26 protein-coding genes are annotated in these 26,977 nt (G+C 62.0%); 12 read left to right on the top strand and 14 right to left on the bottom strand.

Translation table 11 applies throughout. The annotated features are described in order from the left end of the window. Positions 1 to 114 precede the first annotated feature (114 nt). The 6 genes from PMI31_RS08465 to PMI31_RS31055 all read right to left on the bottom strand — a co-directional run bounded on the left by PMI31_RS08465 (position 115) and on the right by PMI31_RS31055 (position 5,454). The gene (locus tag PMI31_RS08465; protein WP_008017481.1) at positions 115 to 1,890 is read right to left on the bottom strand and encodes a PQQ-dependent methanol/ethanol family dehydrogenase; all 1,776 of its coding nucleotides are present in this window, start codon (positions 1,888 to 1,890) and stop codon (positions 115 to 117) included. A 276-nt stretch (positions 1,891 to 2,166) separates the two neighbouring features. Further along, a complete protein-coding gene (locus PMI31_RS08460; RefSeq protein ID WP_008017479.1) occupies positions 2,167 to 3,105 on the bottom strand; it encodes a quinoprotein relay system zinc metallohydrolase 1 in 939 nt (312 codons plus the stop codon). 16 nt (positions 3,106 to 3,121) lie between these two features. Further along, positions 3,122 to 3,883, bottom strand: coding sequence for a quinoprotein dehydrogenase-associated SoxYZ-like carrier (locus PMI31_RS08455; protein WP_008017477.1), 762 nt, complete (start codon positions 3,881 to 3,883; stop codon positions 3,122 to 3,124). Positions 3,884 to 3,892: 9 nt separating this feature from the next. After that, positions 3,893 to 4,768 carry a substrate-binding periplasmic protein gene (locus PMI31_RS08450; RefSeq protein WP_008017476.1) on the bottom strand — a complete coding sequence of 292 codons (876 nt, stop codon included), beginning with the start codon at positions 4,766 to 4,768 and terminating at the stop codon, positions 3,893 to 3,895. 3 nt (positions 4,769 to 4,771) lie between these two features. After that, complete coding sequence (gene pedF / locus PMI31_RS08445; RefSeq protein ID WP_008017475.1) at positions 4,772 to 5,233, bottom strand: cytochrome c-550 PedF; 462 nt, start codon at positions 5,231 to 5,233, stop codon at positions 4,772 to 4,774. 56 nt (positions 5,234 to 5,289) lie between these two features. Next, positions 5,290 to 5,454: a hypothetical protein gene (locus PMI31_RS31055; RefSeq protein ID WP_008017473.1), complete on the bottom strand. Its 165-nt coding sequence runs from the start codon at positions 5,452 to 5,454 to the stop codon at positions 5,290 to 5,292. Positions 5,455 to 5,611: 157 nt separating this feature from the next. On the opposite strand from PMI31_RS31055, the gene PMI31_RS08440 reads away from it, so the two are divergent. The 6 genes from PMI31_RS08440 (at position 5,612) to PMI31_RS08415 (ending at position 10,802) form a co-directional block, all read left to right on the top strand. Continuing rightward, positions 5,612 to 6,796 carry an ABC transporter substrate-binding protein gene (locus PMI31_RS08440; protein WP_043302289.1) on the top strand — a complete coding sequence of 395 codons (1,185 nt, stop codon included), beginning with the start codon at positions 5,612 to 5,614 and terminating at the stop codon, positions 6,794 to 6,796. 28 nt (positions 6,797 to 6,824) lie between these two features. Then, a complete protein-coding gene (locus PMI31_RS08435; protein ID WP_008017471.1) occupies positions 6,825 to 7,784 on the top strand; it encodes a YVTN family beta-propeller repeat protein in 960 nt (319 codons plus the stop codon). Next, positions 7,781 to 8,512 (top strand): ABC transporter ATP-binding protein, encoded by a 732-nt coding sequence (locus tag PMI31_RS08430; protein ID WP_008017470.1) that lies wholly within the window; start codon positions 7,781 to 7,783, stop codon positions 8,510 to 8,512. The genes PMI31_RS08435 and PMI31_RS08430 overlap by 4 nt, the downstream gene beginning before the upstream one ends. Further along, on the top strand, positions 8,509 to 9,300 hold the full coding sequence (locus PMI31_RS08425; protein ID WP_008017469.1) for an ABC transporter permease: 792 nt from the start codon (positions 8,509 to 8,511) through the stop codon (positions 9,298 to 9,300). Before PMI31_RS08430 ends, PMI31_RS08425 begins: the two co-directional genes overlap by 4 nt. 222 nt (positions 9,301 to 9,522) lie before the next feature. Beyond that, complete coding sequence (locus PMI31_RS08420; protein ID WP_008017468.1) at positions 9,523 to 10,080, top strand: PQQ-dependent catabolism-associated CXXCW motif protein; 558 nt, start codon at positions 9,523 to 9,525, stop codon at positions 10,078 to 10,080. Positions 10,081 to 10,136: 56 nt separating this feature from the next. Continuing rightward, entirely contained in the window at positions 10,137 to 10,802 is a 666-nt protein-coding gene (locus PMI31_RS08415; RefSeq protein ID WP_008017467.1) for a response regulator transcription factor, read from the top strand. 117 nt (positions 10,803 to 10,919) lie between these two features. Here PMI31_RS08415 and nahK read toward each other — a convergent pair whose 3' ends face one another. The 6 genes from nahK to PMI31_RS08385 form a co-directional block, all read right to left on the bottom strand. Next, a complete protein-coding gene (nahK, locus tag PMI31_RS08410) occupies positions 10,920 to 13,553 on the bottom strand; it encodes a hybrid sensor histidine kinase/response regulator NahK/ErcS' (protein ID WP_081500297.1) in 2,634 nt (877 codons plus the stop codon). Then, complete coding sequence (gene nosP, locus PMI31_RS08405) at positions 13,483 to 14,640, bottom strand: nitric oxide-sensing protein NosP (RefSeq protein ID WP_008017463.1); 1,158 nt, start codon at positions 14,638 to 14,640, stop codon at positions 13,483 to 13,485. The genes nahK and nosP overlap by 71 nt, the downstream gene beginning before the upstream one ends. Positions 14,641 to 14,794: 154 nt before the next feature. Then, positions 14,795 to 15,979 (bottom strand): porin, encoded by a 1,185-nt coding sequence (locus PMI31_RS08400; protein ID WP_008017462.1) that lies wholly within the window; start codon positions 15,977 to 15,979, stop codon positions 14,795 to 14,797. A gap of 209 nt (positions 15,980 to 16,188) precedes the next feature. Continuing rightward, complete coding sequence (locus tag PMI31_RS08395) at positions 16,189 to 16,995, bottom strand: sulfite exporter TauE/SafE family protein (RefSeq protein ID WP_008017461.1); 807 nt, start codon at positions 16,993 to 16,995, stop codon at positions 16,189 to 16,191. 9 nt (positions 16,996 to 17,004) lie between these two features. Beyond that, complete coding sequence (locus PMI31_RS08390) at positions 17,005 to 18,249, bottom strand: NAD(P)/FAD-dependent oxidoreductase (RefSeq protein WP_008017459.1); 1,245 nt, start codon at positions 18,247 to 18,249, stop codon at positions 17,005 to 17,007. 179 nt (positions 18,250 to 18,428) lie between these two features. After that, on the bottom strand, positions 18,429 to 18,770 hold the full coding sequence (locus tag PMI31_RS08385) for an ArsR/SmtB family transcription factor (RefSeq protein ID WP_007976596.1): 342 nt from the start codon (positions 18,768 to 18,770) through the stop codon (positions 18,429 to 18,431). Between the two features lie 103 nt (positions 18,771 to 18,873). Between PMI31_RS08385 and PMI31_RS08380 the strand changes: the two genes are divergently transcribed. Continuing rightward, positions 18,874 to 19,737 carry an MBL fold metallo-hydrolase gene (locus tag PMI31_RS08380; protein ID WP_008017458.1) on the top strand — a complete coding sequence of 288 codons (864 nt, stop codon included), beginning with the start codon at positions 18,874 to 18,876 and terminating at the stop codon, positions 19,735 to 19,737. A gap of 132 nt (positions 19,738 to 19,869) precedes the next feature. On the opposite strand, the gene bkdR is transcribed toward PMI31_RS08380, so the two are convergent. Then, a complete protein-coding gene (gene bkdR / locus PMI31_RS08375) occupies positions 19,870 to 20,358 on the bottom strand; it encodes a Bkd operon transcriptional regulator BkdR (protein WP_008017457.1) in 489 nt (162 codons plus the stop codon). A gap of 185 nt (positions 20,359 to 20,543) precedes the next feature. Here bkdR and PMI31_RS08365 point away from each other — a divergent pair, with 185 nt between their 5' ends. The 5 genes from PMI31_RS08365 (at position 20,544) to PMI31_RS08345 (ending at position 26,734) form a co-directional block, all read left to right on the top strand. Next, positions 20,544 to 21,779 (top strand): 3-methyl-2-oxobutanoate dehydrogenase (2-methylpropanoyl-transferring) subunit alpha, encoded by a 1,236-nt coding sequence (locus tag PMI31_RS08365; RefSeq protein ID WP_008017456.1) that lies wholly within the window; start codon positions 20,544 to 20,546, stop codon positions 21,777 to 21,779. A 1-nt stretch (position 21,780) separates the two neighbouring features. Then, complete coding sequence (locus tag PMI31_RS08360; RefSeq protein ID WP_008017455.1) at positions 21,781 to 22,839, top strand: alpha-ketoacid dehydrogenase subunit beta; 1,059 nt, start codon at positions 21,781 to 21,783, stop codon at positions 22,837 to 22,839. Next, on the top strand, positions 22,840 to 24,114 hold the full coding sequence (locus PMI31_RS08355; protein ID WP_008017454.1) for a dihydrolipoamide acetyltransferase family protein: 1,275 nt from the start codon (positions 22,840 to 22,842) through the stop codon (positions 24,112 to 24,114). Between the two features lie 3 nt (positions 24,115 to 24,117). After that, positions 24,118 to 25,500 carry a dihydrolipoyl dehydrogenase gene (lpdA, locus tag PMI31_RS08350; protein WP_008017453.1) on the top strand — a complete coding sequence of 461 codons (1,383 nt, stop codon included), beginning with the start codon at positions 24,118 to 24,120 and terminating at the stop codon, positions 25,498 to 25,500. Between the two features lie 214 nt (positions 25,501 to 25,714). Continuing rightward, the gene (locus tag PMI31_RS08345) at positions 25,715 to 26,734 is read left to right on the top strand and encodes a branched-chain amino acid aminotransferase (RefSeq protein WP_008017451.1); all 1,020 of its coding nucleotides are present in this window, start codon (positions 25,715 to 25,717) and stop codon (positions 26,732 to 26,734) included. A gap of 53 nt (positions 26,735 to 26,787) precedes the next feature. Here PMI31_RS08345 and PMI31_RS31275 read toward each other — a convergent pair. Beyond that, positions 26,788 to 26,977, bottom strand: a 190-nt coding sequence (locus tag PMI31_RS31275; protein WP_043302284.1) for a hypothetical protein, incomplete at its 5' end; no start/stop codon positions are given.

Raw genomic sequence — 26,977 nt, 5'->3', positions numbered from 1 at the left:
CTGTAGGAGCGAGCTTGCTCGCGATGAACCCGAGAACGCAGTGGGGTGTCAGGCTTCCAGCGTTATCGTTGACGACCATCGCGAGCAGGCTCGCTCCTACAGGTTTGTGATGGATCAGTGCTTGGCGACGAGGTCCTTGGGCAGCTTGAAGGTCCAGAGCATGCCCCCCTGGTTGAAGTCCTTCACCCGCTTGGCCACTTCGCCACCCCACAACGGTACGGCGCCGCCCCAGCCGGAGAGCACCGAGACATACTGTTCGCCGTCCATTTCCCAGGTCACGGGCGAGCCGAGCACACCGGAACCGGTCTGGAACTCCCAGACCTTCTCACCGGTCTTGGCGTTGAACGCCTGCAGGAATCCTTCAGGCGTACCGGTGAACACCAGGTTGCCCTTGGTGGTCAGCACCCCGCCCCACAGCGGCGCGTAGTTCTTGTGGCGCCAGACTTCCTTGCCGGTTTTCGGGTCGATGGCCCGCAACACGCCGATGTAGTCTTCGTTCAATGGCTTGATGGTGAATCCGGCGCCGAGGAACGCCGCGCCTTTCTTGTAGGCGATGCCTTCGTTCCAGATATCCATGCCCCATTCGTTGGACGGCACGTAGAACAGCCCGGTGTCCTGGTTGTAAGCCATCGGCATCCAGTTTTTCGCGCCGAGGAACGCCGGCGCCACGAAGACCGAACTGCCCTTGGCTTCGGAACCCGGGGCACCGGGACGGCTGGCTTCGTTGTAGATCGGCCGGCCGGTCTTATCCAGGCCGGTGGCCCAGGTGATCTTGTCCACGAATGGGAAGCCACGGATGAACTTGCCGTTGGTACGATCCAGCACGTAGAAGAAACCGTTACGGTCGGCCGTGGCCGCCGCCTTGATCTCTTTGCCGCCTTCGCTGTAATTGAACGACACCAGTTCGTTCACGCCGTCGTAGTCCCAACCGTCGTGGGGCGTGCTCTGGAAGTGCCACTTGATGGTGCCGTCGTCTGGATTGAGTGCCAGGCGCGATGAGGAGTAGAGGTTGTCGCCAGGGCGCAGGTGCGAGTTCCACGGCGCCGGGTTGCCGGTACCGAACAGCAGCAGGTTGGTTTCCGGGTCGTAATAGCCGCCAAGCCAAGGGGCCGCGCCGCCGGTTTTCCAGAGATCGCCCGGCCAGGTCTTGCCCGCTTCGCCACCGGAGATGCCGTTTTCCACCGCTTTGCCGTCCTTGTAGACGTAGCCCATATGGCCTTCGACCGTCGGCCGGGTCCACAGCAGGTCACCGTTTTTCGGGTCGTAGGCCTCGATCTTGCCCACCACGCCGAACTCGCCTCCGGCCACACCGGTAATCAGCTTGCCGTTGATCACCAACGGCGCGGCACTGATCGAGTAGCCTTCCTTGTGGTCGGCGACTTTCTTGCTCCAGACCACCTTGCCGGTGTCCTTGTTCAGTGCCACGAGCTTGGCGTCGAGGGTGCCGAAAATCACCAGGTCGCCATACAGCGCAACGCCACGGTTGATCACGTCGCAGCAGGGACGAATGTCATCCGGCAGGCGCGCATCGTATTGCCAGAGCTTCTTGCCGGTGCGCGCATCCACGGCGAACACCCGCGAGTAGGAACCGGTCATGTACATCACGCCGTCCTTGACCATCGGCTGCGCTTGCTGGCCACGCTGTTTTTCACCACCGAAGGAAAACGCCCAGGCCGGTCGCAGCTCCTTGACGTTGTCGACATTGAGAATGTCCAGCGGGCTGTAGCGCTGCCCCTGGACACCCAGGCCGTTGGTCACGACCTGCTCGGGATTCTTCGGGTCCTGGAGAATGTCCTGGTCGGAAACCCCGGCCAATGCCTGGCCGGACAACAGCATGGCACTGAGCAGCAGGCTCAGGACGAAGGGCTGGCGACGTGCGGGTTGAGTCATGACGGCTTCCTCTGCAATTTTTGTTATGCCCGGGAAATTTTCCCGGTCTGGTGCAGATTCTTGGGCGCCGCCGCCCTGGCAACAATTGCCCGCAATGTGGAGTTTTCTAGTTCCTTGGTAGCGGGTCGAGTGAGATGGACACGCGATTTTATGAACGACACCGCCCCCTGTAGGAGCGAGCTTGCTCGCGATGGACGTTAACGATGACGCGAGCTGCCTGGATGAACGTAGCGCTCTCAGGTTTTTCGCGAGCAAGCTCGCTCCTACAGGGAAGCATCATTTGCCGGCGGCGGCATCCACCCGCGTCATCCGCTCGCGCTCGTAACGCGGGTACAAATGACTGACGCTGCGAATCAGTTCGTAGCGGCTCAGGTTGATCCCGGCGAAACGCTCGGGGATAGGGCCGCGGATCATCTCGGCCATGTCGCTGCCATTGGCGGCGCCGTCGCGCAAAAGCTGATCGAGCCAGGTCAGGTAATCGCGCATCTGCTCGAAGGGTCGTGGGTCGCTTGCCACCGGGCCATGGCCGGGTACGACCAGCGTCCAGGGCAAGCCTTGCAGGGTCGCGATGTCCGCCAGCCACACGGACAGCCCCGGACTGTTGGGCGTGGTCAGCGCCCGTTGATAAAACACCAGGTCCCCGGCAAACAGCACACCGGTTCGCTGGTCGAGAATAGCCAGATCCGCGCCCGTATGCCCACCCAGGCTCAGCAGGCGCAAATCGTGATTCCCAAAACTTTTCACACCGGGTGTGAGGGTCTGCGTCGGCAACACCACTTCGGTGCCACGCATCCAGTCGCCCACCAGCCGATACATGTTCTCGGCCATGGCGTCGCCCTGCTTTTGCAAGAGCGCGGTAGTGCCGGCCAAGGCGCCAATCGGCACGTCGGCAAACGCCTGGTTGCCCAGCACATGGTCGGGGTGATGATGGGTCAACAGGACCTGGATCACCGGCTTGTCGGTGGTCGCCGCAATGGCCCGGCGCATGGCCTCGCCATACCGTTTGGACGGCCCGGTATCGATCACTACCACGCCGCGCTCGGTAACGATGAACGCCGTGTTGACGATGTTGCCGCCATTGCCCTTGGCGAAATTATCGGTGCTGCCTTCCAGCAACCAGGTGTCTTCGGCGATCTGCCGGGGCTTGAGCGAATAGTCGAGATCGGCCATGGCTGGCAGGCCCAGGCCGATGAACAACAGCAGCATCCAGCGCATGACAGGCTCCTTGAATTCAGGGGATCGATGCATCGAATTGATTGCCGCTGTTATCGCGCAGCAACAGGCGCGTCTGCCCTGCCCCTTCGATATCAAAGGCCAGGCTGGGGTTTTCGCTGACGGCGGGGAACAGTTCGAGACGCGCCAGCAGTTGATCGTGCTGGTCGCGCAGCTCGGCATGGTTGAGGAAAAATTCCGGGATGCCACTGACCATGCCGTTGTCCATCGGATGCGCCACCTGCAAGCGCACGCGGCTGAAATCCTCGCGCGGATACCGCCCGCCCAGCACTTCGCCGATATGCTCTTCCCAACCGGCCTGGGTGCGCACCACGCTCGGCGCGGTGCAGCCGCCACCGGCCGCATCGATCAGGGTCGAACCGACATGCCACACGCCGTCACGGGTCAGCACCGCCGCGCGCAAGGGTGTGGCCTGTTCGACACGGATGCGGATCGACAGCCACGGCAACACACCGGTCAGCGGTTCGAAATCGACGATTTTCGGCAAGGGATTGAGTTCCGCCCACGCGAGGATTTTCACCACCTCGCCCTTGAATGCCCGAGCGTCGATTTCAATCGGCACCTGTCGGGCATCTTCGGCGAACGGCGGCGCCAGCAGCTTGACCCGCTCGTCGAACACGAACGGCGCATCACCGAGCATTTGCTTGTGATAGAAGCCCCACATCACCGACGGCACCGGGTCTTTGCCGGGGTCGACAGCGGCGGCATGGGCCACCAGGCTCAAACAGCAGACCAACAGACAACTCCTTTGCCAGATCATCACCTGCTCCTATTGATACATCTCGGGCACGTCGTAGCGCAGGCCGTAATGGCCATAGATGGTTTTCACCGAACCTTCGCGGATCAAGCCTTCCAGCGCTTCCTCCACGGCATAGGCCAATTGCCGGTTGCTTTCGTGAACCGCCATGCCAATCTCCCAGAGCTGCTTGCCCATGTTCGGGTAGGCGTTTTCTGCCAGGGCCCATTGCGGGTCGGCGGCTTCATGCACTTGCCAGTCGATCTCGCCGCGCATCGCCATGACCGCGTCGATCTCGCCGGCCTTCATCGCGGCAAACGCCTGGGGCACGCCCGGATAGTGACGGGTCTTGCCGGCGAGCATGCCGTTGAACACCGAGGTCAGGTAGAACGACGGCACGCTGTCGACCTCGACGCCGATCGGGTGCTGCTCGAACACCGCGACGCTGGCGACCTTGTCCAGGCGGCGCCGGTCGTAGGCGACTTGCCATTGCTCGTTCTGATACGGGCCGAACATCACCACATGGCCGTTTTCCATCTCGCCGAACTCGTTGCGTTTCTGTGCGTAATCCTTGTCGTAAGGCACCCGCATCATCAGGTCGGCCAGTTGCTGATTGTGCAGTGGGCTGGCACGCCAGATGTAATCGCGCAGGTCGTCGTCGAGTTTTTCCCCGGCGGGCGCCCAGATCAGCGTCAGGCGCACGCCCAATGCCTTGGCCAGCGCCTGGGCCAGTTCCACATCGACGCCCCGGGGCTGACCGGCGTCTTCAAAACTGTAGGGGGCGAAGTCCTTGTAAACCGCCACCTTCAACTCCCCGGCGGCGATCATTTCGTCGTAGTTGCGAACCTGCGCCTGCGCCGGCTGGCAACACAGCCACAGAGCGCCGAGCAACACCGCGAGCAGGCGCATGGGTCACTCCTCGACGTGCACAGTGTCCAGATAAGTGCGCACCGCCCACAGAGCCTCCTGGCTCAGGTAGTCGGCCATCTTCGGCATGTACACCCGACCGTCGCGCACCGCGCCGTGGCGTACCCGTTCGGCGAACCATTCATCGCCCGACTCACCGACATCGAGCATGCGCAAGTCGGGGGCGATACCGCCGGACTTGGCTTCCAGACCATGACAGGCCGCGCAGTTCTGGGTATAGGCCGAGGCGCCGATTTCCACGGCCTTGTCATGCTCCGGGGCGGTGCGATAAGGGTTTACCGCAGCCCAGCCATCGGCATCGAGTTGCACACCGGCGTCCTTGACTGGCGTCAGTCCCTTGGTTTCCACGGCCTGGGGTACCACGTTGCCGTGGGCCCACACGGAGCCTGCGCTGATAAGACCGGCCAGCAGCCCGGTCACGAGCAAGGCGTTGCGTTTTGTTGTCATTGTTCTGCCCTCAGGATTGCACGCAAAACCTCTTGTCAGAGGCTATGGCGGTCATCTTAGAAAGCCCTGCGCACAGGCCCCATGCTGCTTTGGTGGTCGCCACCTACTCCCTTGGTCGTAAGGCGATCGGTGGACTCCGGGCGCGGGCCGTGGAGCCGGTCGACGCCGATCAGGGTCAGGATCAGCAGAAACGGCAGGAGCAGTGCCTTGACGATACGCATGGTCAATCCCCTCCAGATCAATGGCCGTGGTTACCCATGCTAGAACCGCGCCGTATGTGACGGGCTACTACCTTGGTACTGGCCCTTCGGTACTTTCTGCATATTTCCACTGCACCCCAGGCTTCCTATGCTGGCGCTACCGGTCATGGAGAGCCTTATGCGCCAGCTTGCCCCTTACGCCCTGATCTATCTGCTGGCGATTGCCTGCGCCGCCGGCCTGGCCACCCACAGCCAGGCCGCGGATGCACCCTTGCAAGTGCGCATCGGCTACCTGGGCTATCGCCCCGACCCTGGCCCGCTGCTGTCGAACGTCATTCCCGAACCCACCGATGCCGGCCTGCGCGGTGCCGAACTGGCGATCACCGACAGCAACAGCACCGGGCGTTTTCTCAATCATGGCTACAGCCTGGTCAGCGCCAGCGTCGACAGCCCCGAAGCCTTGCTCGAAGCGGCAAAGGTGCAGCATGAGCAAGGCCTGCGCCTGTTTGTGGTGAACGCACCTGCAGGCAGCCTGCGCCAGCTCAGTGCCGCACTGCCCGACAGCCTGCTGCTCAACGCCGGCAGCCCGGACGACAACCTGCGTACCACCGATTGCCTGCCGAACGTGCTGCACACCTTGCCGAGCCGGGCGATGCTCGCCGACGCACTGGTACAGTTTCTGGTGCTGCGCAAATGGCAGCGGGCGCTGCTGATAGTCGGCCCGACGGCGGACGATCAAGCCTATGCCGCCGCCCTGCGCCGCGCCGCCAGGCGCTTCGGCCTGCAACTGGTGGCGGAAAAACCCTGGAGCTTTGATAACGACCAGCGGCGCACTGCCCAGGCGGATATGCCGCTGTTCACCCAGACCGCCGAGTACGACGTGGTACTGGTGGCCGATGAACGCGGCGACTTCGGTGAATACGTGCCCTACCAGACCTGGTACCCGCGCCCGGTCGCCGGCACCCAGGGCCTGACCCCGGTGGGCTGGCACAAGACCGTGGAGACCTACGGCGCCGCGCAGCTGCAAAAACGCTTCGAAGCCCTGGCCGGACGCTGGATGAACGACCGCGATTTTGCGGCATGGATGGCCGTGCGCAGTATCGCCAGTGCCGTGAGCAAACTGCGCCAGGCCGAGCCGATGGCGATCCGTACGCTTGAAATCAGCGACCAGTTGCCGCTCGACGGGTTCAAGGGCCGCAAGCTCAGCTATCGGCCGTGGAACGGCCAGTTGCGCCAGCCGATTCCCATCGTCCAGCCCCGGGCGCTGGTCAGCACGTCACCCCAGGACGGCTTTCTGCACCCGTTCAACGAGATGGACAGCCTGGGTTACGACAAATCCGAGGTCAGCTGCCGCTTTCCCTGAACACAACAACTACAACAAGGACACTGCCATGCGCCGCACCCTGCTTTCATGCATCCTGCTGCTTGCCGCTGGCCACGCCGTCGCCAGCACGGCCTGGGTCTCCAACGAAAAGGACAACAGCCTGAGCCTGATCGACATGCAGACCCTGCAAGTCACCGACACCCTGCCCGTCGGCCAGCGCCCCCGCGGCCTGCTGTTGTCCCATGACCACAAGCTGTTGTACATCTGCGCCAGTGACTCGGACCGGGTCCAGGTGATGGACGTGGCCACGCGCAAGATCATCAAGGAATTGCCCTCGGGCAAAGACCCTGAACAATTCGCCCTGCACCCGAACAATCGCTGGTTGTATGTCTCCAACGAAGACGATGCACTGGTCACGGTGATCGACACCGAGACCTCCAAGGTCCTCGGCCAGATCAACGTCGGCGTCGAACCCGAAGGCATGGCGGTCAGCCCTGACGGCAAGTGGGCGGTCAATACCAGCGAAACCACCAACATGCTGCACTGGATCGACACCAGCACCCAGACCCTGGCCGACAGCACCCTGGTGGATCAGCGACCGCGCTTCGTCGAGTTCTCCCCGGATGGCGCGAAGCTCTGGGCCTCGGCGGAAATCGGCGGCACCGTGACCATTCTCGATGTGGCCAGCCGCACCGTGCTCAAGACCCTGAACTTCCAGATCAAGGGTGTGCACCCGGACAAGGTGCAACCGGTGGGCATCAAGCTCAGCGCCGATGGAAAATACGCTTTCGTCGCCCTTGGCCCGGCCAATCACGTCGCGGTGGTCGACGCCAGAACCTACGAGATTGTCGATTACCTGCTGGTGGGTCGACGGGTCTGGCAGATGGCGTTCACCCCGGATCAGAAGCAATTGCTGGCCACCAACGGCGTCAGCGGCGATGTCTCAGTGATCGATGTCGACAACCTCAAGGTCAGCAAGTCGGTGAAGGTCGGGCGCTATCCCTGGGGCGTGGTGGTGACGCCATGAACGCCCTTGAAGTCAGTGACCTGAGTTTCGCCTACGGCTCCCGAGAGGCCCTGCGCAAGGTGAGTTTCAGCCTGCAACCCGGGCGTTTCGCCGCGCTGCTGGGCCCCAACGGCGCGGGCAAGTCGACCCTGATTGCCCTGCTGACCCGGCTCTATGATCTGCAGCAAGGCGAGATCCGCGTCGGGGGCTGTTCATTGCGCAGCGCGGCACGCCCGGCACTCCGGCAATTGGGCGTGGTGTTCCAGCAAAGCACGCTGGACCTGGACCTCAGCGTCGAGCAGAACCTGCGTTATCACGCGGCATTGCATGGTCTGTCTCGGCGTCAGAGCGGTCTTCGGGTCGACGCCGAACTGGCCCGCCAGGCCCTGACCGAGCGCCGCCGCGAGCGGGTGCGTGAACTCAACGGCGGCCATCGTCGGCGGGTAGAAATTGCCCGCGCCCTGCTGCATGAGCCGCGCCTGCTGCTGCTCGATGAAGCCAGTGTCGGCCTCGACCCGGCGAGTCGCCTGGCGCTCAATCAGCACCTGCGCAGCCTGTGTCGCGAGGAGCGCATCAGCGTGCTCTGGACCACTCACCTGCTCGACGAAGTGCAGCCCAGTGACGACTTGCTGATCCTCCATCAAGGCCGGCTGGTGGCCAGCGGACAGGCGGCTGTCCTGAGCCTGGAACACGGCGGTGACCTCGGCTCGGCATTCACCCGCCTGACGACCACAGGAGCCATGCAATGACAGCTTACTGGCAATGCTTCAGCGGCATCGTGCTACGCGAATGGCTGCGCTTTGTGCTGCAACGCACGCGGTTTCTCAGCGCCCTGGTGCGGCCACTGCTGTGGCTGCTGGTATTCGCGGCCGGTTTTCGCGCAGCGCTCGGGATCGCCATCATCGAGCCCTACGACACCTACATTCCCTATGAGGTCTACATCATTCCCGGGCTGGCCTGCATGATCCTGCTGTTCAACGGCATGCAGGGTTCACTGTCGATGGTCTACGACCGCGAGATGGGCAGCATGCGCGTGCTGCTGACCAGCCCCCTGCCGCGCACCTTCGTGCTGTGCAGCAAGCTGCTGGCCACCTCACTGATTTCGCTGTTGCAGGTGTATGCGTTTCTGGCGATTGCCTGGATTTACGGCGTGCGGCCACCCGCCTTGGGTCTGTTGCTGGCGTTGCCGGCCCTGCTGCTGGTGGCGTTGATGCTCAGCGCACTGGGCCTGTTGCTGTCGAACGCGATCCGCCAGCTGGAGAATTTTGCCGGGGTGATGAATTTCGTGATCTTCCCGCTGTTTTTCCTGTCATCGGCGCTGTATCCGCTGTGGAAGATGCGCGAGGCCAGCGAGTGGCTCTATTGGTTGTGCGCGGTGAATCCGTTCACCCACGCCGTGGAGCTGGTGCGCTTCGCCCTGTATGAACGCTTCAATCCGCTGGCGCTGGCGGTGTGCGTGGGGCTGACGCTGCTGTTTGCGTTGTTCGCCGTGCTGACCTTCAACCCACAGCATGCGGCCTTGCGCAAATCCAACTGACAACGCGCCCCCTGTAGGAGCCGGCTTGCCGGCGAAGAGGCCCTTCCATTCAGCCTCGATGGCGGCTGATGCAAAAGCCTTCGCCGGCAAGCCGGCTCCTACAGGGGTTCTTCACAATCACAGGGAAATTACTACTTTAGTACTGGTTTCCCTGTCTATCGTCGCATTCCCAACGTCCCCCGACTGGCATGTAATAGGTCCATAACCATAAGGACCGAACCCATGCCGCGTGCCCGACGTCGCCTGTTGCGCCCTGCTCTCGCCGCCCTGTCGCTGAGCCTGTTGCTGAGTACTGCGCAGGCCGATACCGCGCTGTTCTCTGCCGACGGCTATCGCATTGGCCTGTACCGCAGCCCGACGCCCGAGCAGTTGCAAGGTGCAACCATCGTCGACACCCGCGCCCTGCAAACGCTGCTCAGCCAAAACCCGCGCCCGGTGCTGATCGACGTCTACCGCCGTCAGTGGCTGCAAGGGCAATTCATCGAAGACCAGCCCCATGAAAACCTGCCCGGCAGCCACTGGCTGGCCAATACCGGTGACGGCGACCTGACGCCCGCCTGGCAGGATTACTTTTCCCGCAACCTGAAGTCACTGACGGGCGGCGACCCGACGCAACCGCTGGTCTTCTATTGCCGCTCCGACTGCTGGTTGAGCTGGAACGCGGTCAAACGCGCAGCCACCATGGGCTATAAGACCCTGTATTGGTATCGCGATGGCCTCGACGCCTGGCAAGCGGCCAACCTGCCGGTTTCGCCAGCCAGCCCCGAACCCTTTCCCTGAGCTTTACGCGTGCGTGTAGTTGCCACACCATAATCAAAATAATGAGGTGAAAGGCCATGTACAAAATTCTGATTGCCGACGATCACCCGCTGTTTCGCGAAGCCATTCACAACGTCATCAGCGACGGTTTTGCCGGCAGCGAAGTGATGGAAACCGCTGACCTGGACAGCGCCCTGGCGCTGACCCAGGAACACGATGACCTCGACCTGATCCTGCTCGACCTGAACATGCCCGGCATGCACGGGCTCAATGGACTGATCAACCTGCGTAACGAAGCGCCGACCATTCCGGTGGTGATTGTCTCCGCCGAGCAGGACAAACAGATCGTGCTGCAAGCCATCACCTATGGTGCCGTGGGTTTTATCACCAAGTCTTCACCACGGGCACAGATGACCGATGCCATCCAGCAAATTCTCAATGGCAATGTCTACCTGCCCCCGGACATCATCCGCACCGCCAAAAGCAGCACCCAGCGGCGGATGAACGACACCCCGAGCTTCCCGCCCGAACTGCTCCAGGCCCTGACCCGCAAGCAACTGCAGGTACTGGAGCGCATGACCAAGGGCGAGTCGAACAAGCAGATCGCCTACACCCTGGAAATCGCCGAAACCACGGTCAAGGCCCACGTCTCGGCGATCCTGCGCAAGCTCAACGTGCACAACCGGGTACAGGCGATCCTGAGTGCCGGGGATATTGATTTCGGGTCTTATCTGCGGCGTTGAGGTTTTACCCGGGAGACCGAGTCGCCCCTTTCGCTGGCAAGCCAGCTCCTACAGGATTGCGATGATTCTGTAGGAGCTGGCTTGCCAGCGAAGGGGCCCTCAAAAGTACCTCAACGCTCAAGGCCTGCCGAGCAAATGACTCATCGCCGTCTTCAGCTTCATCGGCCGCACCGGCTTGTGCATCAGGGTGTGGCCCAGTTCGCGGATCTGCTGCTTGAGTTCATTGCTGTAGTTGGCCGTGATCATCATCGCCGGGACCGGTGACGCGCGCCGGGCATTGATCCGGGCGACGGCGTCGACTCCGTTGCGGTCGTTGTCCAGGTGGTAATCGGCGATCAGCAAGTCGGCCTCGGCGTGGTAGTTGTCCACTTGCCGCGCCAGGTCCTCCTCCGACAGCGCCGTCACCACCCGACACCCCCATCCCTCCAGCAAGGTGCGCATGCCGGCACAGATGGTCGCATCGTTGTCCAGCACCCAGATCCGTGCACCACGCAGGCGTTCAAGCATCGGCTCGCTCATCGGCAATGTCGGCGGCGGTTTCGGCGCGGTGGCGCTCAACGGCACTTCGACCGAGAACATCGAGCCCCGGCCCGGCCACGAGCGCACATGGATGCGATGCCCGAGGATACCGGCAATTTTCTCGACAATCGCCAGGCCCAGGCCCAGGCCGCGATCCTGGTCGGGTCGTTGCACATCACCGCGCTTGAACTCCTGGAAAATCTCCTCCAGGCGATGCTCGGCAATGCCCATGCCGCTGTCCCAGACTTCGATCGTCAGGCACTGGTGATGCCGTCTGCAACCCAGCACCACGCGACCACTGCAGGTATAGCGAATCGCATTGCTCAGCAGGTTGCGCAGTATGCGCGCCAGCAACTGGATGTCGCTGCGCACCAGCGCCGAACTACTGATGAAGTGCAGTTGCAGGCCTTCACTGCGCGCCACCTGGGTGTATTCGGCGGCCAGGTTGTCCAGCAGTTCGCTGAGGGCGAACGGTGCGATGTCGGCCTTGATCACCCCTGCATCGAGCTTGGAAATATCCACCAGGGTGCCCAGCAGGTTTTCCACGTCTTCCAGGGAATTGCTCACGTTGCGCACCAGTATCTCGCTGGACATCGGCTCGCGCCGTTCCAGCAAGGCACTGGTAAACAGTCGCGCGGCATTCAACGGTTGCAGCAGGTCGTGGCTGACGGCCGCGAGGAACTTGGTTTTCGACAGGTTGGCCTGCTCAGCTTCCTGCTTGGCCTCACGCAAGCGTGACTCGACCCGGCGACGTTCATCGATCTCACGCAGCAACTGATCGTTGAGGGTGGTCAATTCCGCCGTGCGCTCGCGCACCCGCAGCTCAAGGTTCTGATAGGCCTGATGCAGCGCCTCGGCGGTGCGGCGGCGTTCGGTGATGTCGCGGATCAGCACGAAAATCCCCACCACCTCGCCACTGGCCAGACGGTTGGGCACATAGGAGCGCAGCATGTAGCGCTCCTGGGCGTTGACGTTGGTTTCGGCGAACTCGAAGGTCACGCTCTCCCCCGCCAGCGCCCTGGCCACGTAGGGCTCCAGCCGCTGGTAATGCTGTTCGCTGTGCACTTCGCGCAGACTCTGGCCGAGCATCACGCCTCGGGGCCAGCAGTACCACTCTTCGTAGACCTTGTTGGTGAACTCGTAGACCAGATCGGCATTGAGGTAGGCAATCAATGCCGGCACGTGATCGGTGATCAGGCGAATCCAGTGTTCGCTTTCGCTCAGCGCCTCGGCGTGCTGGTAGCGTTCGGTAATGTCGGTGAAGGTGTTGACGAAACCGCCGGTGGGCAGCGGATGGGTGCGAATTTCCAGAACCCGGCCATCGTACAGGCGCTGCTCGCATTCCTTTACCGGTCGGCCGTTGCCATCGCGACTGGCCGGGGTCAGCAGGTTCAGCTCGCTGTCGGCGATCACTTCGGCAAACGGGCGATGGGCCGCCACCGGCGCCAGACCGCTCAACTCCAGGAAACGCCGGTTCCACAGTTCCAGAATGCCCTCGGCGTTGACCATTGCCACCCCTTGGGACAGGTTGTCGACCGCCCGTTGCAACAGATGCGACTTCTGCGCCACCGCCTGCTCCCGGCGCACGGTTTCGCTGAGTTTGACGTCGGTAATGTCGGTGAACAGAATCACCCGCCCACCCTCCTGGGTCGGCCGCTCGCTGACTTGCAGCCAGCGCCCGTCCTGCAGGCGGTAAAGCAGGTTTTCGTCGGCATGCCCGCGTGGTTCTTCGGTGAACAGGCCGTTGTTCATCATCAGCCGCTTGACCTCGGCCAAGCGCATGCCGGCGTTGATGCGCATCCGGCTGTTGCTCCAGAACGCCTTGAAGCGACTGTTGAACAGCACGATGCGCTGCTCGGCGTCGAACAGGACGAAGGCGTCGGAAATGCTTTCGATGGCATCGATCAGGTGTTGATGCGCCGTTTCCGCGCGCAGGCGGGCTTCGCTGAGCAAATGATTACCGGCCTTGAGTTCCGCCATGGCCTGGTTCAGGGCATCGGTGCGTTCGCGCACTTGCTCGGCAAGCACCACCGAATGCTGGAATGCGGCGTACGGATCGTTGCCGCGGGTCACCCCGGACTCGACCCGTTCGATCAGCGCGCCGTTGATGCGCTGCAGTTTATGGTTTTCCAGGAGCAGCCTGGCCACTTCGGCCTGCAGCTCAGCGAGGTCCTGGGGCACGGCCACGGGCAATGGCAACGCCGGTGAAGGTCTGGTTGATGTGCATGCCATTGAACTGTTCTCCATAGGTGTTGAAACCCATCACCCGTTGCTCACGCAAAAACGTGCCGATCCGATCAAGGCTGCCGTCGTCTTCAAGTTCCAGACGCCGCAGGAAACAGTCGCACCCGATGGTCAGCAGCAAATCACCCAGGCGCTCCTGCAACCCTTCGAACAGGCTCTGCAGATTCGGCAGCATCGGGCCCGGGGTCATCGCGGTGAGGACGATGCCGTTTTCCACGGCGCAGTAGAAACTCAAGCTCAGGTCCGGATGCACCTGCTGGATGGCCCGCACGTAGTACTGCTGGTTGATTCGCACCGCCAACGGGTGCGCGGCGAAGACCCGGTGATCGAGCTGCGCCACCGGCACGCCGATGTGCCGGGCGTATTCCTCGGCGGCCGGCTCGGCATTGAGTTCGAAGACCCGGCGCAAGGTGCTGTCGGCCCCGGTGACCACCAGTTTCTCGGCACGGGGCAACACGTGGTGGGTAGTGAACACTTCGAAATCCAGCCAGGTATTGACCAGCACCACCACGGCCGCGCCGCTGTGAAACTCGCCATCGAAGTACACATGGGTATGGGTCAGGTAGTTATCGTCGCCGGCCGAGCCGCCGAAATGCGGAATGTCACCCAATGCCGCGCTCAAGGCCGCCAGGACCATTTCTTCGCGGCTGGACAGGCCATCGAGCAGGGTCAGGGCAAAGCTGTTGCCCTTGATCGGGGCCAGGGTGTTGCTGCGGCAGCCACTGACCAGGCGCTCGACCATTTGCTGGGCGTCGATCAGGCTGAAGTGCTCCATCTCGTCGATCAGCTCGATCGCGATGGAAAAGTGCCGATGATCGAAGCCCACCGCCGTCACGCAATTGCGCCCGTAGCCCAGCGGAGTGATTTCCCCGGCGCTGGTGCAGCCCACCAGGCGAATGCCGCCGAAGCTTTGCTGCAAGGCCTGGCCCAGTGCCTGCAAGTCGTACTCGGCGGAACAGAAGAACAGCACGAACCCCAGGTGCGGATGCAACAACTGTCCTGCCAGTTCCTGCGCGACCTGCCGGGCATCGGTGGCCTGGGACATTGCACTGACGACGCCTTCGCTCTGCTGCATCCTTACCTCCCGCAGGTGCGTGTGTATGAGGTACGAGTGTACGAAGTCTGCGAGGTACGACGAATGCTACTTGGGTAGCGGGTAGCCGCTTCGATGGGATGAGACGGGCGGCGACCCTCGCCGCGATGCGCACGGCCAGGGTCACCTCCCGGGGTTACCAGGTCAGCACCGCACCCACTGCAAAGGTGTCGGTGTCTTCGTTCTGGTCGCTGGTGTCGTGGCCGTTGATTTCGAACTGGTTGTACTCGGCCACCAGCTTGAGGTTGTCGTTCACGTCATGGAACAACGCGATGCCGCGGGTCTCATAGTCCGCGCCGCTGCCGACCACGCCGTTGCCATCGTCATTGGTCTTGCCGTAAGACAAGGCCAGGCGGTTCTTGCCCAGTTTATAAGAGCCCTGCAACAGGTAGCCGTCGCTGTCGACGTTGCGCAGGGTCGGCTCGCCGGCATTATTGGTGAAAAAAGGGTTGATGCCCTTGGCCTGGAAACCCGACCCGGTGAGGGACAAACCGCCCATCTTCGCCTGCACACCATAACCGACACCCTTGGAGGTGACGGTCTCGACTGTGGAGTCAGTGTTGTCCGAGGTCTGGTAGCTGCCGTTGACCCAGCTGTAGATCTTTGCCCCGGCCAGGTCGAATTGATAGGTGATTTCGCTCTCGGTACGCGGGTTTTCCTGATAGGCCTTGCCCGTCGGGCTGCTGTCGTTGGTGTCTACCGGGTCCATGATGCCTACCGCCACACGCAGACCGTCCATCACCGGGGTGCGATAGGTGATCTGCGAGGTCGGGAACGGATACGGGTAACCGGTGCCTATGTTGCCGAACGACACGCCGCCGCCATCCACCAGCCCCAGCGTATCGCTGACCTGACCGTAACCGGCGAGCATTTCGTCGAGCAGGATGTTGGAACGGGCGAACAGCCCGAAGTCTTTGCCGATCAGCACCTCGCCCCATTCCGGGTTGGCTACGGTGCCGTAGAACTGCCGCACATCGATGGCCGTGTCGGTGCCGTTGGTTTGACTGTCGTTGATGGTGACCCAGAACGAGGCGCGGGCACCGAGCTTGAGATCGTCTACCTGCTTGCCCATGTTGAACCCCAGGTAGTTGGGCAAAAAGCCCATCTTCACCCGTGACTGCCGACGGTCGAACTGATCGCCGGCGCGGTCGACATCGCTGTTCACGTAAAAGGCGTTGATGTAGCCGTCGGTGGAGAACGTGGTCTGGTCCTTGTCGTACAGCATGATTTCCGCCTTGGCCACCGGGCTCAGGCCAAGGGCGGACAGGCAGGCGATGAAGGCTGGCAGAAAACGATGCGTGAAGTTCTTATTGTTGTGCATGGCGCGCTCCGAAACGGGGGACTGAGTGTCGGAGGCGATTATCGAAACCTGACCGGCGGCGCCATACGCTGCCTTGGGGGTGGTTTTCAGATGCTTTGGACTGGACGGCGGTGCGTGACCACTATGACGTACGACCGCTGGTCGGCGAGGCTCGCCACTTAGGGTGTAGGCCCGCGGACCCGACTGGCATCCGCAGGAACCGGTACCGGTCAGGCGTTGGCTTTGAACAGCATGTAAACGGCGACCACCACGCAGATGCTGGCGAACCCGACCTGCAACCCCCGCGCCGGAACCCGGGCGCACAGCTTGCGGCCAACGATCATGCCGGCGATGCTGGCGCCGATGAAGGTGGCACCGACGCCGTCAATGCGCACACCGGCATGGAACGCGCCAATCACCCCGATGGCGGAAATCAGGCTGATCACCATCAGCGAGGTGGCGACTATCCCGCGCATTTGCACATCGGTCAGTTGCTTGAACGCAGGGACGATCAGAAAGCCGCCGCCGACGCCCAGCAATCCCGACACCACCCCCGTCACCGCACCGAGTGCGGCGAGGGTCGCGGTGCATTTGGCGGTCCAGGAAAAGCGCCCGGTCTGTTGATCGAGCATGCAGTTCTTCTGCCCCCAGTTGGCGTGCCCATGATCGCTCGGGCCGTCATCCTTGCGTTCACGGCGCAACATCCGCCAGGCCACCATGACCATCAACAGGCTGAACAGGATCATCAGGATTTTTTCCGGCAACTGATGGGCGAAGTAGATGCCCATCGGCGAAAACACCGCGCCCAGGGCCGCGATCAACAACGCCGCACGATAACGCACCAGGCCGTGGCGCAACCCATCGATGGCGCCGACCGCCGCCGCACTGCCCACCGCGAACAACGCCACCGGAGCGGCCTGGGTCATGCTCCAGCCCAGCCCCAACACCAAGGCCGGCACCGCAAGGATACCGCCGCCAGCGCCCGTCAAGCCGAGCACCAACCCCATCACTACGCCAAACAGACTTGCCAGCAACATAGGGAGTTCTCAGTCGACCCTGGACACACGCGTCAGCCACTCGCGGCCCTTGAGCATACCGTTCCAGTAGAACCACGGTAGCAGCGTCGCCTTCAGCCACCACGCCGAGCGGCGCGGTATCGTCGGGTCAAGGGGAAAGGTCGGCAGCAACTTGCCCGCGTAACCGAACTCGGCAAGGATCACCTTGCCCTTCTCCACCGTCAGCGGACAGGAGCCATAGCCGTCGTACTTCAGCGGCAGCGCTTGTTGCTTGCGCAAGGCCAACAGGTTTTCGGCCACCACCACGATCTGCTTGCGCACTGCTGCAGCGGTTTTTGCATTCGTGGTGCCGCAGATATCACCCAGCGCGAAGACGTCGGGATAACGTGGATGCTGCAGGCTGTGCGGATCGACCTCGCACCAGCCAGCGCTGTCGGCCAGCGGGCTATGGGCGATGAAATCCGGGGAGACCTGGGGCGGTACGACATGCAGCAGGTCAAAGGTTTTTGCCTGACGGGTGACATTGCCATTGGCATCCCTGACATCGAACCACGCGGTTTTCGCCGGGCCGTCGACCTTGACCAGATTCGAGTTGAACGCCAACCGGGCCTTGTATTTCTCGATGTACTTCATCAGCGGCGGGACAAACGTCGCCACACCAAACAGCGCCGCGCCAGCAAGATTGAATTCGACGTCAATGTTGTTCAGCACACCGGTCCTGTTCCAGTGATCGCAGGACAGGTACAGCGCCTTTTGTGGCGCTCCCGCACATTTGATCGGCATGGCCGGCTGGGTGAACAACACCTTGCCGCCGCGCAATTTCTGCACCTGATCCCAGGTGTAGGTCGTGTGCTGAAAGCTGTAATTCGAGGTCACGCCATGCTGACCAAGGGTTTCCTTCAAACCTTCGATTTTTTCCCAGGCCAGGCGCAGGCCGGGGCAGACGACCAGGTTGTGATAGCTGACCGTGCGCGCGTCACTGAGGGTGAGTTGGCGCTTGTCAGGATCGATGCCGGTCACGGCAGCCTGCACCCAATTGGCCCCGCGCGGCATCACCGACGCAGTCGGCCGCACGGTGCTTGCCACGTTGTAGGCACCACCGCCGACCAGCGTCCAGGCCGGTTGATAGAAGTGCCGGGAGTCGGGTTCGATCACGGTGACGTTCAGATGCGGGCTACGCTTGAGCAGGCTGGCGACAAGGCCGATGCCCGCCGTGCCGCCGCCGATGACCACGATATCTGCACTGATGGATGGGCCCCAGTGTTGATCGTTCATTGTTTGTTCCTTTTGCTGCACGCAAGGATTGTTACGAATCAAACCACAAACCCTGTGGGAGCGGGCTTGTCGGATCGCCGCACCGCCGCGATGACGTCAGGTCAGTCGCCATTGATGTCGGATGTGCCGGCCCCATCGCGGGCAAGCCCGCTCCCACAGGTTCGGGGTGTTGAACAAGATCAGGGTTGAACCCAGCTTTTAAGCACCGCGCCGCAATAAAGCCCGGAGAGGGTTTTCATCACCTGGATCACTTCGTGACTGGCGAGACCGTAAAAAATGTACTTGCCTTCACGACGGGTCGCGACCAGTCCTTCATCGCGCAGGATCCCCAATTGCTGGGACAGGGTCGGTTGGCGCACGCCGGTCATTTTCTCCAGCTCGCCAACGTTGCGTTCGCCCTGGGTCAGCTGGCACAGGATCAACAGGCGATCCTCATTGGCCAGGGCCTTGAGCAGCGCACACGCCTTGGAGGCAGAGGCGCGCAATTGAGCGACTTCACATTCGGTCAGACTGGATTGCATTTGCAGGATGCCTTCAACGTCACTTAAGCTGCGAACATTATGTTTTTATGTAAAGTGTTGCAACCCATGACTGGTTTTTCTACCCCTGCACAGGTCCGTGTCCATGCCCGCGCTGATTGAAGCTTTCCTCGACCCCGCCTCCTCGACCTACAGTTATGTGGTTTACGAGGCCGATGGCGGGCAGTGTGCGATTGTCGACCCCGTGCTCGATTACGACGGTGCCGCCGGGCGCACCGCGACGACCCAGGCTGACAAAATCATCGCCTTCGTCCGTGCCCACAAGCTGCAGGTGCAATGGCTGCTGGAAACCCACGCCCATGCCGATCACCTGTCCGCCGCGCCTTATCTGCGGCGGGAACTGGGCGGCAAGATCGCCATTGGCGAGTCGATCAGCAAGGTCCAGGACGTGTTCAAGGCGCTGTTCAATCTGGAGCCCTCCTTTCGCGTCGACGGCTCCCAGTTCGATCACCTGTTCGCCCCCGACGAATCGTTCATGATCGGCAATCTCAAGGCGACCGCCCTGCACGTGCCCGGCCATACCCCGGCGGACATGGCTTACCTGATCGACAGCGATGTGATTCTGGTGGGCGACACGATGTTCATGCCGGACGTCGGCACCGCCCGCTGTGATTTCCCGGGCGGCAATGCCAACCAGATGTTCGCCTCGATCCACAAACTGCTGGCCTTCCCCGCCAGCGTGCGGCTGTTCGTCTGCCACGACTACCCGCCCGTAGGCCGCTCCCCCCAATGCATGACGACTGTGGGCGAGCAGCGCAAAAACAACATTCATGTGCATGACGGGATCGATGAAGCCGCATTCGTGGAAATGCGTACACGGCGTGATGCAGGGCTGGGCATGCCGACACTGTTGCTGCCGGCGATTCAGGTGAACGTGCGGGCGGGGAATTTGCCACCGGCCGAGGGCAATGGCGTGACTTACCTGAAGATACCTCTGAACAAATTCTGAACACACAAACTTGAAATGCTGAAAGCGGCCTGCGGCCTTTCGCTGGCAAGCCAGCTCCTACACAAGGTTTGCGCACTGTAGGAGCTGGCTTGCCAGCGAAGGCGGCGTATCAGGCGATAAAGATGCTTGTGTCTAATTGCCGAGGATCAATCCGTTTGCCGGCAATGGCAACGCCGTCTTGTAGCGCACCTGCTTGAGCGCAAAGCTCGAACGGATGTTCGCCACCCCCGGCACCTTGGTCAGAAAGTCCATCATGAAGCGCTCCAGCGACTGAATGGTCGGCACCAGTACCCGGATCAGGTAGTCCGGGTCGCCGGCCATCAAGTAGCACTCCATCACCTCGGGGCGGTCGGAAATCGCTTCCTCGAAATGCTGCAACGCCTCCTCCACCTGCTTCTCCAGGCTGACGTGAATGAACACGTTCACATGCAGCCCCAGCAGGTCGGCATCCAGCAGCGTCACTTGCTCGCGAATCACCCCCAGTTCTTCCATGGCCTTGACCCGGTTGAAACAGGGCGTCGGGGAAAGATTCACCGAGCGCGCGAGGTCGGCGTTGGTGATGCGTGCATTCTCCTGAAGGCTGTTGAGAATGCCGATATCGGTACGGTCCAGTTTGCGCATGAGACAAAACCACCTGCTTTTTATGTTTATGCAGTTTTTTTATCTGCAAATGGTCTTTAACGCAACGAAACAGAGAGAAATATTCTTCTTGGGCGGGCCTATGATTGTTGTAGGACAAGATTTCATTTACCGAATGAAATCTGTCAGCTCACTACAAGAAATTCACAAGATCGAGCGTAGAAGCCATGACCCAAGCGTATGAACCGCTGCGCCTGCACGTCCCCGAACCCTCGGGCCGCCCAGGGTGCAAAACCGACTTCTCCTACCTGCACCTGACCGATGCCGGTACGGTGCGCAAACCCCAAATCGACGTTGAACCGGCTGACACGGCTGACCTGGCCCGAGGCCTGATCCGCGTGCTCGACGACCAGGGCAACGCCCACGGCCCCTGGGCTGAAAACGTACCGGTGGAAATCCTGCGCAAGGGCATGCGCGCCATGCTCAAGACGCGGATCTACGACAACCGCATGGTGGTCGCCCAGCGTCAGAAAAAAATGTCGTTCTACATGCAGAGCCTTGGCGAAGAAGCCATCGGCAGCGCTCAGGCCCTGGCCTTGAACATCGACGACATGTGCTTCCCGACCTACCGCCAACAAAGCATCCTGATGGCCCGCGACGTACCGCTGGTCGGCCTGATCTGCCAGTTGCTGTCCAACGAGCGCGATCCGCTCAAGGGCCGGCAATTGCCGATCATGTACTCGGTCAAGGACGCCGGCTTCTTCACCATTTCCGGCAACCTCGCCACCCAGTTCATTCAGGGCGTGGGCTGGGGCATGGCCTCGGCGATCAAGGGCGACACCAAAATCGCCTCGGCGTGGATCGGCGACGGCGCCACCGCCGAATCGGACTTCCACACTGCCCTGACATTCGCCCACGTGTACCGCGCGCCGGTGATCCTCAACGTGGTCAACAACCAGTGGGCGATTTCCACGTTCCAGGCGATTGCCGGTGGTGAAGCCACCACCTTCGCCGGGCGTGGCGTCGGTTGCGGCATTGCCTCCCTGCGGGTCGATGGCAACGACTTCGTCGCGGTCTACGCCGCCTCTGCCTGGGCCGCCGAACGTGCGCGCCGCGGTCTCGGCCCGACCATGATCGAATGGGTCACCTACCGCGCCGGCCCGCATTCGACGTCTGATGATCCTTCCAAATACCGCCCCGCCGATGACTGGAGCCACTTCCCGCTGGGTGATCCGATTGCGCGCCTCAAGCAGCACCTGATCAAGATCGGCCAGTGGTCCGAAGAGGAACACGCCGCGGTCAGCGCCGAACTGGAAGCCGAAGTGATCGCTGCGCAAAAAGAAGCCGAACAGTACGGCACCCTCGCCGGCGGCCAGATTCCGAGCGCCGCGACCATGTTCGAAGACGTTTACAAAGAGATGCCGGAGCACTTGAAGCGCCAGCGTCAAGAGTTGGGGATCTGACATGAACGATCACAACAACCAAATCGAGCTGGAAACCGCCATGACCACGACCACCATGACCATGATCCAGGCCCTGCGCTCGGCCATGGATGTGATGCTTGAACGGGACGACAACGTCGTGGTCTTCGGCCAGGACGTGGGTTACTTCGGTGGCGTGTTCCGCTGCACCGAAGGCCTGCAGGCCAAGTACGGCACCTCGCGGGTGTTCGACGCGCCGATCTCTGAAAGCGGTATCGTCGGCACTGCCGTGGGCATGGGCGCCTACGGTCTGCGCCCGGTGGTGGAGATCCAGTTCGCCGACTACGTCTACCCGGCCTACGACCAGATCATTTCCGAAGCCGCGCGCCTGCGTTATCGCTCCGCCGGCGAGTTCACCGCGCCGATGACCCTGCGCATGCCCTGCGGCGGCGGCATCTACGGCGGCCAGACCCACAGCCAGAGCATCGAGGCACTCTTCACCCAGGTGTGCGGCCTGCGCACCGTCATGCCGTCCAACCCCTACGACGCCAAGGGCCTGCTGATCGCCTCCATCGAAAACGATGACCCGGTGATCTTCCTCGAGCCGAAACGCCTGTACAACGGTCCTTTCGACGGCCACCACGAGCGCCCGGTAACCCCGTGGTCGAAACACCCCGCCGCACAGGTTCCGGACGGCTACTACACCGTACCGCTGGACGTTGCCGCCATCGCCCGTCCGGGCAAGGACGTCACCGTTCTGACCTACGGCACCACCGTCTATGTGTCGCAAGTGGCCGCTGAAGAAAGCGGCGTGGATGCCGAAGTCATCGACCTGCGCAGCCTGTGGCCGCTGGACCTGGAAACCATCACCAAGTCGGTGAAGAAAACCGGACGTTGCGTGATCGTTCACGAAGCCACCCGTACTTGCGGCTTCGGCGCCGAGCTGACAGCGCTGGTGCAAGAGCACTGCTTCCACTACCTGGAAGCGCCGATCGAACGCGTCACCGGTTGGGACACTCCCTACCCGCACGCGCAAGAGTGGGCGTATTTCCCAGGGCCGTCCCGTGTGGGCGCGGCGTTGAAACGGGTCATGGAGGTCTGAATGGGCACGCACGTTATTAAAATGCCGGACATTGGTGAAGGCATTGCAGAAGTTGAATTGTCGGTGTGGCACGTCAAGGTTGGCGACATGGTCGTCGAAGATCAGGTGCTGGCCGATGTCATGACGGATAAAGCGATGGTGGATATTCCGTCGCCGGTGCATGGCAAGGTGATCGCCCTCGGTGGCCAGCCGGGCGAAGTCATGGCGGTTGGCAGCGTGCTGATCAGCATTGAAGTCGAAGGCGCAGGCAACGTTAAGGAGTCGGCGCAACCGGCCCCTGTGAAAGAAGCACCGGTCGCAGCACCGAAAGTCGACGCCGTGATGGAAAGCAAACCGGTCGCTGCCGCAGCGCCGAAAGCTGCCATATGCCAGGGCCCGATGGTGGCTCGCGAAGCCGATGAACGTCCGCTGGCCTCGCCGGCCGTGCGCAAGCATGCGCTGGATCTCGGCATCCAGTTGCGCCTGGTACGTGGCAGCGGCCCCGCCGGTCGGATTCTGCACGACGACCTCGAAGCCTATCTGGCCCAAGGTCAGTCGAACGCTTCGGCACCCGCCTCCGCCGCTTATGCCCAGCGCACCGATGAACAGCAGATCCCGGTGATCGGCATGCGCCGCAAGATCGCCCAGCGCATGCAGGACGCCACCCAGCGCGCTGCCCACTTCAGCTACGTCGAAGAAATCGACGTCACCGCCGTGGAAGAGTTGCGCGCGCACCTCAACGAAAAACATGGCGCGACTCGCGGCAAACTGACCTTGCTGCCATTCCTGGTCCGCGCCATGGTCGTCGCCCTGCGCGACTTCCCGCAAATGAACGCTCGCTACGACGACGAAGCCCAGGTCATCACCCGCCTTGGCGCCGTACACGTCGGCGTCGCGACCCAGAGCGACGTCGGCCTGATGGTGCCGGTGGTGCGTCACGCCGAAGCCCGCAGCCTGTGGGACAGCGCGGCGGAAATCGCCCGCCTGGCCACCGCAGCACGCAACGGCAAGGCCAGCCGCGACGAGTTGTCCGGTTCGACCATTACCCTGACCAGCCTCGGCGCCTTGGGCGGCATCGTCAGCACGCCGGTGCTGAACCTGCCGGAAGTGGCGATTGTCGGCGTCAACAAGATCGTCGAACGACCAATGGTAATCAAAGGCCAGATCGTGATCCGCAAGATGATGAACCTCTCCAGCTCCTTCGATCACCGGGTGGTCGACGGCATGGACGCGGCGCTATTCATCCAGGCCATCCGTGGCTTGCTCGAACAACCCGCTACCTTGTTTGTGGAGTAATTCATGCAGACTTTGCACACCACACTGCTGATCATCGGTGGCGGCCCCGGCGGCTATGTGACGGCGATCCGTGCCGGCCAACTGGGTATCCCGACCATTCTGGTGGAAGGCCAATCCCTGGGCGGCACCTGCCTGAACATCGGCTGCATTCCGTCCAAGGCACTGATTCACGTCGCCGAGCAGTTCCACCAGACCCGCCACCACAACCAGCATTCGGCCCTGGGCATCAGCGTCTCGGCGCCGACCCTGGACATCGGCAAGAGCGTGGAATGGAAGGACGGCATCGTCGATCGCCTGACCACCGGCGTCGCGGCGCTGCTGAAAAAGAACAAGGTCCAGGTCATTCAAGGCTGGGCCAAGGTCATCGACGGCAAAACCGTGGAAGTCGGCGACACGCGTATCCAGTGCGAACACCTGGTGCTGGCCACTGGCTCCCAGAGCGTCAACCTGCCGATGCTGCCGATTGGCGGGCCGATCATCTCGTCCACCGAAGCCCTGGCGCCGACCTCCGTGCCCAAGCGCTTGATTGTGGTCGGCGGCGGTTACATCGGTCTTGAACTGGGCATTGCCTATCGCAAGCTCGGCGCCGACGTCAGCGTGGTGGAAGCCCAGGAACGCATCCTGCCGGCCTACGACGCCGAGCTGACCCAGCCCGTGCACGACGAACTGAAAAAACTCGGCGTGAAGCTTTACTTGAAACACAGCGTGCAAGGCTTTGATTCTCAAGCAAATACATTGCAAGTGCTCGACCCGAACGGCGAAACCCTGAACCTGGAAACCGACCAGGTGCTGGTGGCCGTCGGTCGCAAGCCGAACACCCAGGGCTGGAACCTCGAAGCGCTGAACCTGGACATGAACGGTTCGTCGATCAAGATCGACAACCGCTGCCAGACCAGCATGCGCAACGTCTATGCCATCGGCGACCTGAGCGGCGAACCGATGCTTGCGCACCGGGCCATGGCCCAGGGCGAGATGGTCGCCGAACTGATCAGCGGTAAATCCCGCGAGTTCAACCCGACCGCCATCGCCGCCGTGTGCTTCACCGACCCGGAACTGGTGGTGGTCGGCAAGACCCCGGACGACGCCAAGGCCGCGGGCCTGGACTGCATCGTGTCGAACTTTCCGTTTGCCGCCAATGGCCGGGCCATGACGCTGGAGTCGAAAAGCGGCTTCGTGCGCGTGGTCGCCCGTCGCGACAATCATCTGATTGTCGGCTGGCAAGCGGTGGGCGTTGGCGTCTCGGAGTTGTCCACGGCGTTTGCGCAAAGCCTGGAGATGGGCGCGCGGCTGGAAGACATCGGCGGCACCATCCATGCGCATCCGACGCTGGGTGAGGCGGTGCAGGAAGCGGCGTTGCGGGCCCTTGGCCACGCCTTGCACCTTTGAAATCACAACGCACGCTAAAACTGTAGGAGCCGGCTTGCCGGCGAAGGCGGTCTGTCTGACACACCGCATCGCATTGATCGCTGGCAAGCCAGCTTCTGCAAGGAATGCAATACGGGCTGCGAAATGGGCCCGGAATGAAGTATTGTTGTGCCCATCCGGAAAAACGTCAGAAGCCTTGAACCGTTTCGGCGGTTGTTAAGTGATAGAGGGTGTCATGGGTAACGAAAGCATCAACTGGGACAAGCTGGGTTTTGACTACATCAAGACCGACAAACGCTATCTGTCGTACTTTCGCAATGGCGAATGGGACAAAGGCACCCTGACCGAAGACAACGTGCTGCACATCAGCGAAGGCTCCACTGCCCTTCACTATGGCCAGCAGTGCTTCGAAGGCCTGAAGGCCTATCGTTGCAAGGACGGCTCGATCAACCTGTTCCGCCCGGACCAGAACGCCGCGCGCATGCAGCGCAGCTGTACCCGCCTGCTGATGCCGCACGTGTCCACCGAGCAGTTCATCGAAGCGTGCAAGGAAGTGGTTCGCGCCAACGAGCGTTTCATCCCGCCGTACGGCACCGGCGGCGCGCTGTACCTGCGTCCGTTCGTGATCGGCGTGGGTGACAACATCGGCGTGCGTACCGCGCCGGAGTTTATCTTCTCGGTGTTTGCGATCCCGGTCGGCGCCTACTTCAAGGGCGGCCTGACCCCGCACAACTTCCTGATCTCCAGCTACGACCGCGCCGCGCCACAAGGCACCGGTGCCGCCAAGGTCGGTGGCAACTACGCCGCCAGCCTGATGCCGGGCTCCCAGGCGAAGAAGGCGCACTTTGCCGACGCCATCTACCTGGACCCGCTGACTCACAAGAAGATCGAGGAAGTCGGCTCGGCCAACTTCTTCGGGATCACCCACGACAACAAGTTCGTGACCCCGAACTCGCCGTCGGTGCTGCCAGGCATCACCCGCCTGTCGCTGATCGAACTGGCCAAGACCCGTCTGGGCCTGGAAGTGATCGAAGGCGACGTGTTCATCGACAAGCTGGCGGACTTCAAGGAAGCCGGTGCTTGCGGTACCGCCGCAGTGATCACGCCGATCGGTGGCATCAGCTACAACGATCACCTGCATGTGTTCCACAGCGAAACCGAAGTCGGCCCGATCACCCAGAAGCTCTACAAAGAGCTGACCGGCGTGCAAACCGGCGACATCGAAGCGCCAGCAGGCTGGATCGTCAAGGTTTGACCTGACGCCAGACGCACAAAAGCCCCCCATCGGGTGACCGATGGGGGGCTTTTTCATGGCCACGATCCAATAACTAACGCCGCGATCCTGTGTAGGAGCTGGCTTGCCAGCGAAGGCGCCCTCAAGATCAGCTCAAAACTCAACGCCGCCTTCGCCAGCAAGCTCGCTCCTACAGGGGAACGGCGTTCAGTTGTGGTCAGGTCGGCTGTCAGGCCGCCTCGCTTTTGCTTTGGCTTTTGATCT

Source organism: Pseudomonas sp. GM55, from assembly GCF_000282395.1.
Lineage (GTDB): Bacteria > Pseudomonadota > Gammaproteobacteria > Pseudomonadales > Pseudomonadaceae > Aquipseudomonas > Aquipseudomonas fluorescens_CC.
This window is presented reverse-complemented; position numbering and strand designations above follow the sequence as displayed.